We start from the raw sequence: 13,234 nt of genomic DNA, 5'->3' as shown, positions 1-13,234 counted from the left end.
CCTATTGTTTATTTTCGTCTTCAAACCTATATTAAAAGATGCTTAGGTACAGTCCTAAGCGCAGTATAGGTAAAAGAAAAAAACAACTCGTCCTAAAACGATGTTCAAAAAGTTGTCTACCCACAGTATACCACAAATCGACGAGTTTTGCTGAAATAAAGCACCAAGTAAATCCTTATTATAGGTTTGCTGTACATTATAGAGTGTAAATAGGCAAGAGTTTTTGTTGACAATATACCTGCGGGGGTATAATATTTAATTAAGCATTCAATGAAGGGAGCTGAATATATGGAATACAACGACCAAGTAAAAAATAGATTGAAACGAATTGATGGACAAATCAAAGGCATTTTAAGAATGATGGAAGAAGAAAAAGACTGTAAGGATGTCATCACGCAGTTATCAGCTTCCCGGTCAGCGATCGATAGAACGATAGGTGTCATCGTCAGCTCTAACTTAGTAGATTGCATACAAAATACGGATGAAACTGAATCGAGAACACAAGAAGAAATTGTAAAAGAAGCTGTGGATCTATTAGTAAAGAGTCGCTAAACTAGTTGATACTTATCTATTGCATATAAGAAATGGAGAGATTATGATGATTAAAAAAACACCAATTGAAGTTGAGGAAATGATGAAAATGAATCGGCCCATCCATATCATCGATGTACGTGAAGTTGATGAGGTTGCAGACGGGAAAATACCAGGAGCAATTAATATTCCGCTTGGATTATTGGAATTTCGTATGCACGAATTAGACAAATCCGTCGAATATACAATGGTTTGCCGATCGGGTGGAAGAAGTGGAAAAGCGACACAGCTGCTCGAAAGTCATGGTTATACCGTCGTAAATATGGTTGGCGGCATGATGTCATGGGAAGGTCCTACAGAATAAGTATGCATCTTTAAAATTGGTTAATAATTGAAAGGGACGATATCTGTTTTAGAGGTATTTTCCTTTTTGGGGAGAGGGGGTATCATAATGGATTTTGCATTTATCATAACGATTTTTCTGTTGGGATTCATTGGTTCATTTGTTTCCGGGATGGTTGGAATTGGTGGAGCAATTATAAATTATCCGATACTGCTTTATATTCCACCTCTACTTGGGGTGGCTGCGTTTACAGCCCATGATGTCTCAGGGATAAGTGCGATTCAAGTATTATTCGCGACGCTTTCGGGTGTGTGGGCTTATCGCAAGAGTGGTTTTATTCATAAGACCCTCGTTATCTATATGGGTTCAAGTATTATAATTGGTAGCTTTATTGGTGGTTTTGGATCGAATATGATGTCTGAGGGATCCGTGAACTTAATTTATGGGATATTGGCAACGCTTGCGGCCATTATGATGTTCATCCCGAAGAAGAATGTGGATGATGTTCCTGCTGACGAATTGAAATTCAATAAATGGTTGGCTGCGGTGCTAGCGTTTATTGTTGGCGTTGCAGCGGGAATTGTCGGTGCAGGAGGGGCCTTCATTCTCGTACCGATTATGTTACTGATTTTGAAAATCCCAACGCGTATAACGATTGCAACCTCGCTCGCAATAACTTTCATTTCCTCAATCGGTTCGTCAATTGGTAAAATTGCAACCGACCAGGTGCTATATGGACCCGCAGTCATCCTGATTGTCGCAAGTGTTCTAGCTGCCCCGCTTGGTGCTAAGACGGGGCAAAAGATGAATACAAAAGTTTTGCAATGGATATTGGCAGTACTTATATTGGGGACAGCTATTAAGATTTGGTTGGACTTTTGATGAAAAGAACATCCGGCATCGCCTGAAAATAGGCAACGCCGGATGTTTTGCGTTTAGTATCGACTTGTTAGTGACGGGACTTACGGAATTGATTCAATGACTGTATGCTTCAGTTACTTTTTTAAAAACCGTTTAACCCACTATCTTTTTCCTAAACACAGCAGAAACCCGTTTCTCACTCCCATCCTTTATCCGTTTGAAGTTCTCGATATGCTTCCAAACGGCCATTAGGAATAAAAGGCTGGCTATCACAATTGGCCAGTATCCGTCTGACCAAATTGCAATGGCGAGAAGTGTGACGTATAGCATTAGCACACCAAAAACAATGTAATCAGTGACAATTGTCACGACCACAAACAGAGCAAAGCCGGCAAGCCCGAACCGCCAATCCAATGCAAGAAGCACACCAATCATCGTTGCGGTTCCTTTGCCGCCTTTAAAATGCATATAGAAGGGATAATTGTGTCCGATGATTGCTGCGATACCTACAACAAATAGCAGGAGTACAACCATGCTTGCTGTTAAATCAAACCGATCAGCAACAAAGCGTATAGCGATAACGGCAATAACACCTTTCCCGATATCGATAGCTGCCACAAGTGCACCGAACTTCTTACCGAGAACGATTGTCGCGTTGGAAGCACCAGCATTTTTTACGCCTGTTTGTTTTAGATTAACCCCTGAAATCATCCGTGCAACAGATGATCCGTGCAGGCATCCGATTGCATAACCAAATATGAGCGTACCAAAAATCCATACCAACATTTGAATACCTCCAAAATCGTTATAGTTTCATAATAACATTTCTGTTAAACGCAAGTTTCTAAAGATTAATATAATAAACGCTTGACTTTCTATTGAACGGACGTCTATACTATTTCACAAGATGGAAAACTGAATCATTCATAAACTCTTATCAAGAGCGGCGGAGGGATTAGGCCCTACGATGCCCAGCAACCGGCAAGCGACCAACTTGCAAAGGTGCTACTTCCTACAGACTAGTGTGAACGGTCTGAAAGATAAGGGGAGGAATAAGCGAAAGCGTAACCCTCTTCTTAAGCGAAGGGGGTTATTTTTTATTCCAATCCCCCAACGCCTCCACACTGCACCGCCCTTCCATCTTGAAAGGCAGTACGACAAAAAAACTTCTGGAGGTAATGACATTGACAAAACTTCAACCTGAAACACTTCTACTACACGGTGGCCAACAGCCGGATCCTGTAACGGGATCACGCGCAGTACCAATCCATAGAACTTCCTCATTCGTATTCCGTGATACGGAGCATGCCCGAAATTTGTTTGCACTACAAGAGGCAGGCAATATATATACGCGTATTACAAATCCGACAGTATCTGTTTTTGAAGAACGTCTAGCCTTGTTGGAAGGTGGAACTGCGGCAGTTGCACTTTCATCTGGAATGGCAGCAGTTGCATTTTCAATTCTAAATATTGCAGGTGCAGGCGATGAAATCGTTGCAGCAAGCAATTTATATGGAGGTACTTATAATCTATTCGCCGCAACGCTTCCACGCTACGGTATCAATGTGAAATTTGTGGATGTGACTGACCCTGAAAACTTCCGTTCAGCAATCACTGATAAAACAAAAGCCATTTTCGCAGAAACGATTGGTAATCCGAGCCTTCATGTACTCGATGTCGAGGCAGTTGCAGCTATTGCACACGACAACGGCATTCCGCTACTTGTCGATAATACTTTCCCGTCGCCATACGGTATGAGTCCAATTGAATTCGGTGCTGATGTGGTTATTCATTCCGCAACAAAGTGGATTGGAGGACACGGCACGACGATAGGCGGAATAGTCGTAGATGCAGGGACGTTCGATTGGACACAAGGGAGATTTCCGGGCTTTACTGAACCGGATGCATCCTACCATGGGCTCCGATACGGTATTGACACAGCAAGTACTGCATTTGCAACCAAACTGCGCGTCCAGTTATTACGTGACTTCGGACCATGCTTAGATCCAGACAGTGCATTCAACTTCCTACAAGGACTTGAGACACTTCATTTACGGGTTACTAGACATAATGAGAACGCTAGTAAAGTAGCACAATTTTTACAACAACATCCATCCGTTGAGTGGGTAACTTATACGGGAAATGAAGGACATCCTTCTTATGACCTTGCGAAAAAGTATTTGAAAAACGGCTTTGGATCTATTATTGTCTTCGGCATCAAGGGAGGACGTGAAGCGGGACGTAAAGTAATTGATAATGTTGAGATCTGGTCGCATGTGGCTAACGTCGGGGATGCAAAATCGCTTATTATCCACCCTGCTTCCACGACACATCAGCAACTATCCGCTGAGGAATTGAAAAGTGCTGGTGTCACCGAGGAATTGATCAGATTATCAGTAGGTCTTGAATCAGTGGAAGATACAATTGCGGACCTCAAGCAAGCAATTGAAAATGCTGTACCGGTAACAGTTTGAGTTTCATGCAATGTGAAGGGATGTGAGAAGGTGGGGACGGGTATTGTAGGCATCGGGAATTTGACATTGGAGTCCGGCGTTGTAGTGGAAAACGTGCAGCTCGCATATGAAAAAGTAGGTCGACAAGATGCGCCGACCGTTCTTATCTGCCACGCATTGACCGGCAATCATAATGCTGTTGGGACCGCCAGCCATCCAGGTTGGTGGAGCGGACTTGTAGGTCAAGGGAAAAGTATTGATACAAACAGGTTCTCTGTAATAACGTTTAATGTCCTTGGGGGATGTGAAGGGTCGACGGGACCATTGTCCATTCATTCCGAAACAGGTCGACCTTATCGGACTTCATTCCCTGAAGTAACCATTCGAGATATGGTCCGTGCTGAACGAAAAGCACTTACAGCACTGGGAGTCGATCGACTTCACACTATCATTGGAGGCTCACTTGGCGGTATGAGGGTTTTAGAGTGGGGTATCTTATTTCCGGATGATGTGGCTGTCCTTATCCCAATCGCAGTCACCCCGGCACTTAGCGCTTATGGGATTGCATTTAACTGCATCGGCCTTCATGCTATTGAGAATGATTCGGGTTTCCGAAATGGGAACTACGTACAACCAACTGACGTGAAAGGATTTGAAACAGCTCGAATGGCTGGAATGGTGACATACAGGTCAGGCAAACTGTTCAATGACCGGTTTGATCGAACGGAATCGAAAAAAGGGAATTATGAAATTGAATCTTATCTACATCATATTGGTAAGAAGATAACGAAGAAATTTGACCCGAATAGCTATTGCACACTACTTCGTGCCATGAATACACATGATTTAGGACGTGGTCGTGGAGGGATTAAAGAAGCAACCCGGTCGATAAAGGCAAAAGTCATTGCACTCGCATACACACATGATTTAATCTATCCACCGGAAAATATTCAATTGTTCACACATCTTATCCCGAATTCAACTTATTATTTAATTAATACGGAATTCGGACATGATGGATTTTTAACTGAATATGATAAATGGGGACTCATCGTAAAGCAATACATGGAGGTGACCACATGCCGTCAATCAACGTCGCCATACTCGGCTTCGGCATTGTAGGTGAAGGAATTTACAAGATCCTGAATGAAAGAAGTAAGGCAATAGAAAAAGGAACGGGTTATACAATTAATGTTGTTTCCATTCTCGTTAGGGATACAACAAAAACAAGGCAATCGACGCCTGGAACGAAAATCACGGGGGACATACAGGAAATCTTGTCTGATTCATCCATTGATGTCGTTTTTGAAGCGATTGTTGGAGAAGAACCCGCATATGCATACCTTTCTGAAGCGATAGAAAAAGGGTGCCATGTAATAACTGCGAATAAAGCGATGTTCGCAACACATGGTCCTGCATTATTGAAGCATGCTGAATTCCGGGGAGTCAATCTTGGTTACGAAGCGACGACAGCTGGCGGGGTACCGATTATTCGAACAATTACAGGGCTGTTACCGACAGACCGTATTCGTCGGATTCGTGGTGTTCTAAATGGAACGTCCAATTTCATCTTAACGAAAATGAGGAATGAGGGAATACCATTTAAGAAAGCACTTCACGAAGCGCAGGAACTTGGTTATGCAGAAGCAGACCCAACAGACGATATTAGTGGAAAAGACGCATTTCGGAAATTAATGATTTTGAGTGCGCTTGCTTTCGGAGGTCAGCCTAAGTGGGAAGACGTTGCGGTCATTGGTATTGATGGCATTACAGTTGAGGACGTAACAGATGCTTCCAAAGGTAAACTTCGTTACCGGCATATTGCGGATATTTACTGTGATGAAAATGGTGTGCGTCATGGAGGTGTAGGCCCTGTGCTTATCGGGCCTGACCATCCTTTATATAGCGTTGACGGTGTGGATAACGCCATTATTGTTGACACGGATCATCTCGGTGCCCTTACACTTATTGGTCCAGGAGCAGGTATGTATCCAACAGCAAGTGCGATGGTTGGTGATTTCCTTCAAATTATAGGCAAGCGTGAAACGGCCCTTGTAAGTAATTAGAAAAGCGATTCCGAGTGAGGAATCGCTTTTCTAAAGTTACTTTTTCAATTTCATTTCTTTAGCTTCTGCTTTCAATGCCTTAAGTAATGACACAATCATGAGTAACATGACGAACGAGAACGGCAATGCCGCAATGATAATTGTATTTTGTAATGCTGTTAGTCCGTTGACGGACAACAGGATTACGGCAATTGTCGATTGGATGATACCCCAGACGAGCTTTACATTATTCGGTGGGGTCAATGAACCATTCGTTGACTGCATGCCAAGAACAAATGTTGCCGAATCCGCCGATGTAATGAAGAAGGAAACAATCAAAAAGATTGCTATGATGGATATGGTTAGCGACATAGGCATCGCATTGAACATTTCGAAGATGGTCAATTCCGTTGATGGTATCGTTAAGTCGGTAATGCCTTTTTTCTGGATATCAATCGCCGTCGTACCAAACGCTGAGAACCAGAACGTGCCTAGTAATGTAGGTGCAACAAGCACACCGGTCATGAATTCCCTGATTGTACGACCTTTTGAAATGCGGGCGATGAACATACTGACAAATGGTGCCCATGAAATCCACCAAGCCCAGTAGAAAATGGTCCAGCTATCGAGCCAATCCCGATTATCAGAACTCAGAGGTGCAGTGCCAAAACTCATTGGAACAAGGTTTGCCAAATAGCCGCCGAACGAGTCAGTGAACATATTGAAAATTAAGAGTGTAGGACCAAGAATGATGACGAAACCAAGAAGGGCAAATGCAAGTACTAAGTTTGTATTCGACAGATATTTGATGCCTTTACTTAGCCCGGACCACGCGGATGCGATGAATAGGACTGTCACAACCGCAACAATGGCGAACTGTGATTTAATTCCGATAGAAACATCGAATAAGTAGTTGAGGCCTGCATTAATTTGAACAGCACCGAAGCCGAGTGTCGTAGCGACTCCAAACGATGTCGCGAAAACAGCAAGTACATCGACGAAAATTCCCCACGGACCTTCCATCTTTTTACCGAACATCGGCTTCAATGTTGCTGAAATTAAACCCGGTTCCCCTTTACGGAACTGGAAGAAGGCAAGAGATAATGCAATAACTCCGTACATAGCCCACACATGGAATCCCCAGTGAAAGAAGGACTGTCGCAGCGCTTCCTTGAAAGCTTCATTCGTATTTGGATCTGCTGTCGCAGGATCAATTGCAAAATGAGACAATGGTTCAGCCGCGCTGTAAAAAACGACTCCAATTCCCATTCCAGCAGAAAATAGCATGGCAATCCATGTAATTGTTGAAAACTCCGGACGATCGGTATCTTTCCCAAGTCGGATACTTCCGTATGGGCTAAAGATGAAAAAGATGCTAAGAGCAGCTGTGAATGATAAAAGCAACATATAGTACCAGCCGAACCATGATGCAACGAAGTTTTTAACATTTGTTGTGATTTCTTCAAAACTTGCGGGTGCCAACGCGCCGTACCCGACGGCCAAAATAATCAGACCGATTGTAATATAAAAGACATTTGAAATTTTCCTCATGTTTCCCCCTTGTAAATATGATAGTTAGATAGCAAACATATACTATACTAGTTGTCGATTTTGAATGCAAATAGCCTTTAAGGACAGTATTCCCCGATTGAGGCTTTTAATCCGTATACCTAATGAGTTAAATTGGAAAAGATGTTGCGGTTAATCAGTCTTCGTCTTTAATGTCACGGTCAGGTGGTATGGGTTCGTTTCTCCATTCATCGATTTGTTGTTTTAATGCGTTAAGTTGTTCAAAGTATAGTGTGAACTGGCTTTTGTTGATAAGGTACTGTTCACCATCATGGACGGAGCGGATTCGACCTTCCCGCACATACTTCTCTATCTGCATAACTGGCATGGCAAGGTGTTCTGCAGCTTCATGAATCGTGATATACATTGTTCTTCATCTCCTGAAAAATCCCTTCCACCTCTTGAATGATCAATGAAATGGAAGGGACTTGTATTAATTAAATAAGTTTTTCAAAGTTCAGGCGTTTATTCAAAGCGGCCATAATCGGAATACCGACTGCCATGACAACGAATTCGCCTATTGAAACCGTCAGCCATGTAAGTAGGAAAGGAAGCTTTAAGGCGAGGTTCAATTCGAATGCGATGATGAACATCGTAAAAGTAAAGATTAGTGTATTGAACATCATTCGTCTATAAAGGCCTGCTATGAATTTAGTGGAAAAGATTGTGATGGAAAGGGCCAGTGCTGATTGGGCTACACCGAAAAACAAATCGTACATACCAAGCGGTGAAAATAGGTTTGTTACAAATACACCAAGTACAATACCGAATATAAACTTCTTATTGAAAACGACAAGATGGTTGAACATTTCTGAGATGCGGAATTGTATGTTCGTGAATCCGAACGGCGTCACGAGAAGCGATACGGCAACATACAATGCCGCGATTATACCGCTTGTTGCCATTGTTTTTACTTTCATTATTTAGTTCCCCCTAGTTTTTTTACGTGGGATGGTAGATGAACCACGTTAGGATGTACACAAACAAGTAGTTTAGTGCATTTGCACGAAGTATGTCAAGAAAATAAGAGATGTTGGAAGAGTCAGTTCGTGTGGTATCGTAATACTAGTAGAGAGGGGGAATAACGTGTGTCGCGACAAATTTCGTATAGTCTAGTTCTTTTAGGAGCAGTGCTTTGGGGAACGACAGGTACCGCCCAAACGTTCATGCCGCAAACGATACATCCACTAGCGGTAGGAGCGTCACGTCTTGCGGTGGGCGGTTTTTCATTGCTCTTACTATTGCTTATCATGCGTAAAATAGAATTCAAAAATTGGCCTTGGAAGGCTACGATTTATGCGGCCCTCTCAATGGCTATTTTCCAATACTTATTTTTTTCCTCTGTACGATTAACCGGTGTAGCAATTGGTACCGTTGTCACAATCGGAAGTGCCCCCATCTTCTCTGGGCTTATTGAGTGGGTGATTCTGAAACGTCGTCCGACGAGCGTATGGCTAACGGCAACGGCACTGGCAATTGTAGGTTGTGCTTTGTTGTTTCTGAACAAGGACGGAATCGTTGTCAATCCGCTAGGTATCGCTATGTCACTGGGGGCTGGATTTCTATTTGCCGTCTATGCCCTTGTTAATAAGGACGTACTTGAAAAGGTAGACACGGTACCGGCTGTTGCGGTCATCTTCTCGATGAGTGCACTTATGCTTTTGCCATTTCTGTTTTTATTCGAAACGGAGGGGCTGCTGTCAGGAAAAAGTATCACTGTCGTGTTGTATCTCGGGATTGCGACGACAAGCGTGGCCTATATCCTTTTCTCCACCGGTTTAAAACAAATCCCATCGTCGTCAGCGGTTACGCTATCACTTGCCGAACCACTTACCGCGGCTGTGCTAAGTGTACTTGTAGTTGGAGAGCAGTTGGACGGAACATCTTGGGCAGGTATTGCGATGTTACTTGTTGGAATACTTGTGTTGACACTTGGTGGGAAGAAAACGAAACGTGTGCTTGAATGATTGTCTGCCATGTTTACATATATTTGAACAGAAGCCCTTCCGTTGTGGAAGGGCTTCTGTTCATTGAATTAGAAAAATAAACCGGAAACCCCTAAAAGTTAGTACTTTTTTGAAGCAGTTAAATGAAGTATCCTTACATGGATTTTGTGTTAACTATATAAGTTGAAGTATTGAATCCGGTGTATTAACTGAGCGATGGCGCTGTAGCGGTTTAATGGAATTCTTTATTTCAACATAACTATTTACTTTGTTATAACTGGAATTGATGCCATCTTAAGATTTTCTTCATAATTACAGTAGTTGAATGTTAAGATTCGTGCGTTACGATTGGTATCATAGAGTAAAGCGAGGTGCGGAAGATGGCGAAATTCACAGTGCTAGTCGCGGATGACGATCAGGAAATCCGTGATGGGATTGAAATTTATTTAAAAAACGAGGGCTATGAAGTGTTGAAGGCGGCAGATGGCGTGGAAACACTTGAATTACTTGAGGCGAATGACGTTCATCTTCTTGTTCTCGATATTATGATGCCCAACATGGATGGCATTACGGCAACGTTCAAAATCAGAGAGGCACGCAACATCCCGATTATCATGCTAAGTGCCAAAGCGGAAGATTCCGATAAGATTCATGGCCTGTCAGTTGGTGCAGATGATTATGTAACGAAGCCGTTCCATCCGATGGAATTGATGGCCCGCGTCAAATCACAATTGCGCCGTTACGTTCAGCTTGGAACGTATGACGGGCAAAAGAAAGTTGAGATTGACGGTCTCGTTTTGGATGAAGAATCAAAAGAAGTGACAATTGAGGGCGTATCGGTAAAGTTAACGCCGACTGAATACAAAATTACGGAACTCCTTATGAAAAATGTAGGGCGTGTCTTTTCCATTAATGAAATCTATGAACGCGTGTGGAATGAACAAGCGTACAACGCTGAAAACATCGTTGCTGTTCATATTCGTAAAATACGAGAAAAAATTGAAGTAGATCCAAAAAATCCGAGGTACGTGAAGGTGGTGTGGGGTGTTGGTTACAAAATCGAAAAATGACCACGCAGTAATTTGGTCAATCATTGCAATAATCATCGCGGGGCTTAGCATCGGTTACTGTTTCTCCCACATCATCGAACTTATAGGGAACGGCATGGAACGTTCTAGTCGAGCGATTGCCTATCTCGCACGGCTTATGAAAGGAAGTGTATGAATTTGAAAAGTAATAATCGGAAACGGTTAGTTGTATGGATAGCACTTGTTACCCTTTTCTTGATGGCATTGATATCAATTATGCAAGGAGGATCAAAATATATCGGCAAAAGCTATCTCGAACGGGACGGTTTTCAAGGTGAGATAGGCACTTTCATTGAAAATCTCAGCGTTACCATACTAAATCCAATTGATTTGGAAGTAGAAAAAGAACGGATTACTGTCACAGAAGCTGAAATCGAAGAGCATCGTACTCGTTACGGAACGCTTGCCGAGCAAATCGGCAGTATTGACGAGCAGTATGCTGGTCGAATTGAGGATGCAAAAGCAGGGAAAAGTGAGAAGTTGAAAACCGCACTGATTAAAGAGCGTGATACAAAAATCGATGATATACGGAAAAATTTTGAAGATGATGCACATGTGGAAAAGAAAATACGTGCGGAGAAAGAGGAAATATTAACACGATTTTGGAATGAACGTGAACGTAATCTCAATCAGCAAATGGAGCTGCCGTTCGCCTATTCGTTAAAAGATATTGAAACAGGAGAGACATTCACCTCTGGGGATATCAATGCACCTGCTAGCTATGAAAAGAATTTTAATGCGCAAGAAGGTTATCTGAAAGCGGAATCAGATCGTGTAAGCAAGAATGATATATATCAACTGGATGGATTAGCATACGACGAGGAGACATACTATTTCTTGGGAAATAGTTATACTGCCAAAGTGAATCCGACTCGGAAGTTTGAAGGCACAATAATTCTTCCGAAAAGTGCATTGTCGGAAGGCTTGCTTGGAAGAGATATTCAAAGATTTGAACGCACAAAGATAGGCATGTATGTTCTTTGGGGGCTTGGCATTCTTTCGTTGGTCGCCTTGTGTACCGTCTTCCGTTTCAAAAGGGAATGGGTCATGAACAGCCAATTTGTTTCGTCATACAATCGTCTAAAGATGGATATAAAGATAGCATTACTAATCCTTTCTCTTTTGGGAGTATACGTACTTTTGGAACTGATTCCTGGACGATTTTCATGGTTCTTTTTCCAAACTAGCCCGGAAAACTGTATTATTTTAGTCGGTTTGTTTGTTGTTTTAGGATTCTTCCTCTGGACGACTGTGTTCCAACTTGTCCTGCTTGTGGAACGTTTGAAAATCGAAGGGACTTTGGAAGAAGATATTCGTTCCAGTTATAGTATGAAATTTTCGAAGGAACTGCAAGAGATGTTTTTAAATCGTACGATTGGTGTTCAAATGTTCCTTCTGCTGATCGGTTTTTTCCTTTCAGGGCTCGGCCTATTCGGTGTCATGGTTGCACCGGGGCTGTTGCTTATCTATATACCGCTTGCATTGTTTGTAGGATTTCCGCTCTTGTATATCTTTGTGAGAAGGACCGCGTATTTGAACCGGATTATCCAGGCTACGGAAGCAATGGCGCAAGGGCGGCTTCATAAAGCGATTGAAGTGGAGGGGGAATCGCCTCTTGCAGATCATGCGAAGAACTTGAATAATTTGCGTGAAGGTGTGCGTATCTCAATGAGTGAACAAGCAAAAAGTGAACGGTTGAAAACGGAACTGATCACGAATGTAAGCCATGATCTACGGACGCCATTGACGTCAATCATTACGTATACGGACCTTTTGAAAAATGAAGAACTTGCTGCTGAAGAGCGTGCGAAGTATGTGGATATACTAGATAAGAAATCACAACGCCTAAAGACGTTAATCGAGGATTTGTTTGAAGTATCGAAGATGGCGAGTGGCAATATGGAACTAAACAAACAACGTGTAGATCTTACGCAATTGCTCCAACAAGCACTTGCGGAACATGCGGAGGAAATTTCAAACACAGGTTTGGACTTCAGGACAGGGTTGCCTGACACTGCGCTTATCTCTTATGTTGATGGAAAACGGTGGTGGCGCGTGTTGGATAATTTAATTGTCAATGCGGTCAAATACACGTTGCCGGGCACACGCGTTTATATTACGCTTCGAAAAGTAGGCGACGATGCAGAGTTTGTTATAAAAAATATAACGAAGTATGAACTGGGTGAAAGTGTCAACGAGTTATTTGAACGTTTCAAACGTGCAGATACAGCCCGGTCTACAGATGGTTCGGGTCTTGGCCTTGCCATTGCACAATCGATTGTCGACATGCATAATGGCACAATGAAAATCGAGATGGATGGCGATTTATTCAAAGTGACAGTAACTGTCCTTGCAAGTTAACAAAAAAAGCTGTACACAATACCGATTTCCAGTCGGC

The 13,234-nt window shown here is 42.6% G+C and carries 14 protein-coding genes and 2 riboswitches; of the genes, 10 read left to right on the top strand and 4 right to left on the bottom strand.

The features are described 5' to 3' along the window. Positions 1–288: 288 nt before the first annotated feature. From FILTAD_RS02740 to FILTAD_RS02730, 3 genes are all read left to right on the top strand, one after another. Positions 289–552, top strand: a complete 264-nt coding sequence (locus tag FILTAD_RS02740) for a metal-sensitive transcriptional regulator (protein ID WP_124068977.1) — start codon at positions 289–291, stop codon at positions 550–552. Between the two features lie 46 nt (positions 553–598). Then, positions 599–895 carry a rhodanese-like domain-containing protein gene (locus FILTAD_RS02735; protein WP_124068976.1) on the top strand — a complete coding sequence of 99 codons (297 nt, stop codon included), beginning with the start codon at positions 599–601 and terminating at the stop codon, positions 893–895. Between the two features lie 87 nt (positions 896–982). Then, positions 983–1,756 (top strand): sulfite exporter TauE/SafE family protein, encoded by a 774-nt coding sequence (locus tag FILTAD_RS02730; RefSeq protein WP_124068975.1) that lies wholly within the window; start codon positions 983–985, stop codon positions 1,754–1,756. Between the two features lie 132 nt (positions 1,757–1,888). Here the strand turns inward: FILTAD_RS02730 and FILTAD_RS02725 are convergent, their stop codons facing one another. Beyond that, positions 1,889–2,521: a glycerol-3-phosphate acyltransferase gene (locus tag FILTAD_RS02725; RefSeq protein ID WP_124068974.1), complete on the bottom strand. Its 633-nt coding sequence runs from the start codon at positions 2,519–2,521 to the stop codon at positions 1,889–1,891. A gap of 145 nt (positions 2,522–2,666) precedes the next feature. After that, positions 2,667–2,782, top strand: a riboswitch (SAM riboswitch). Between the two features lie 137 nt (positions 2,783–2,919). Here FILTAD_RS02725 and FILTAD_RS02720 point away from each other — a divergent pair. The 3 genes from FILTAD_RS02720 to FILTAD_RS02710 are packed head-to-tail and all read left to right on the top strand — an operon-like array spanning position 2,920 to position 6,254. Then, positions 2,920–4,209, top strand: a complete 1,290-nt coding sequence (locus FILTAD_RS02720) for an O-acetylhomoserine aminocarboxypropyltransferase/cysteine synthase family protein (RefSeq protein WP_124068973.1) — start codon at positions 2,920–2,922, stop codon at positions 4,207–4,209. A 30-nt stretch (positions 4,210–4,239) separates the two neighbouring features. Next, positions 4,240–5,310: a homoserine O-acetyltransferase MetX gene (gene metX / locus FILTAD_RS02715; RefSeq protein ID WP_124068972.1), complete on the top strand. Its 1,071-nt coding sequence runs from the start codon at positions 4,240–4,242 to the stop codon at positions 5,308–5,310. Then, positions 5,268–6,254 (top strand): homoserine dehydrogenase, encoded by a 987-nt coding sequence (locus FILTAD_RS02710; protein WP_124068971.1) that lies wholly within the window; start codon positions 5,268–5,270, stop codon positions 6,252–6,254. Before metX ends, FILTAD_RS02710 begins: the two co-directional genes overlap by 43 nt. Positions 6,255–6,290: 36 nt before the next feature. On the opposite strand, the gene FILTAD_RS02705 is transcribed toward FILTAD_RS02710, so the two are convergent. The 3 genes from FILTAD_RS02705 to FILTAD_RS02695 all read right to left on the bottom strand — a co-directional run bounded on the left by FILTAD_RS02705 (position 6,291) and on the right by FILTAD_RS02695 (position 8,722). Further along, on the bottom strand, positions 6,291–7,784 hold the full coding sequence (locus tag FILTAD_RS02705) for a BCCT family transporter (protein ID WP_124068970.1): 1,494 nt from the start codon (positions 7,782–7,784) through the stop codon (positions 6,291–6,293). Positions 7,785–7,938: 154 nt separating this feature from the next. Continuing rightward, positions 7,939–8,169 carry an excisionase family DNA-binding protein gene (locus FILTAD_RS02700; protein WP_124068969.1) on the bottom strand — a complete coding sequence of 77 codons (231 nt, stop codon included), beginning with the start codon at positions 8,167–8,169 and terminating at the stop codon, positions 7,939–7,941. Between the two features lie 70 nt (positions 8,170–8,239). Continuing rightward, entirely contained in the window at positions 8,240–8,722 is a 483-nt protein-coding gene (locus FILTAD_RS02695; protein WP_124068968.1) for a QueT transporter family protein, read from the bottom strand. A 7-nt stretch (positions 8,723–8,729) separates the two neighbouring features. Continuing rightward, positions 8,730–8,775: riboswitch (PreQ1 riboswitch) on the bottom strand. A gap of 115 nt (positions 8,776–8,890) precedes the next feature. On the opposite strand from FILTAD_RS02695, the gene FILTAD_RS02690 reads away from it, so the two are divergent. The 4 genes from FILTAD_RS02690 (at position 8,891) to FILTAD_RS02675 (ending at position 13,197) form a co-directional block, all read left to right on the top strand. Next, a complete protein-coding gene (locus FILTAD_RS02690; RefSeq protein ID WP_124068967.1) occupies positions 8,891–9,769 on the top strand; it encodes a DMT family transporter in 879 nt (292 codons plus the stop codon). A gap of 359 nt (positions 9,770–10,128) precedes the next feature. Beyond that, positions 10,129–10,818, top strand: a complete 690-nt coding sequence (locus FILTAD_RS02685; protein ID WP_124068966.1) for a response regulator transcription factor — start codon at positions 10,129–10,131, stop codon at positions 10,816–10,818. Beyond that, positions 10,793–10,972 (top strand): hypothetical protein, encoded by a 180-nt coding sequence (locus tag FILTAD_RS02680; protein ID WP_124068965.1) that lies wholly within the window; start codon positions 10,793–10,795, stop codon positions 10,970–10,972. The genes FILTAD_RS02685 and FILTAD_RS02680 overlap by 26 nt, the downstream gene beginning before the upstream one ends. 2 nt (positions 10,973–10,974) lie before the next feature. Then, positions 10,975–13,197: a sensor histidine kinase gene (locus FILTAD_RS02675; protein WP_160117552.1), complete on the top strand. Its 2,223-nt coding sequence runs from the start codon at positions 10,975–10,977 to the stop codon at positions 13,195–13,197. Positions 13,198–13,234 lie beyond the last annotated feature (37 nt).

Origin of the sequence: Filibacter tadaridae, assembly GCF_900609045.1 — a bacterium.
GTDB lineage: Bacteria > Bacillota > Bacilli > Bacillales_A > Planococcaceae > Sporosarcina > Sporosarcina tadaridae.
This window is presented reverse-complemented; position numbering and strand designations above follow the sequence as displayed.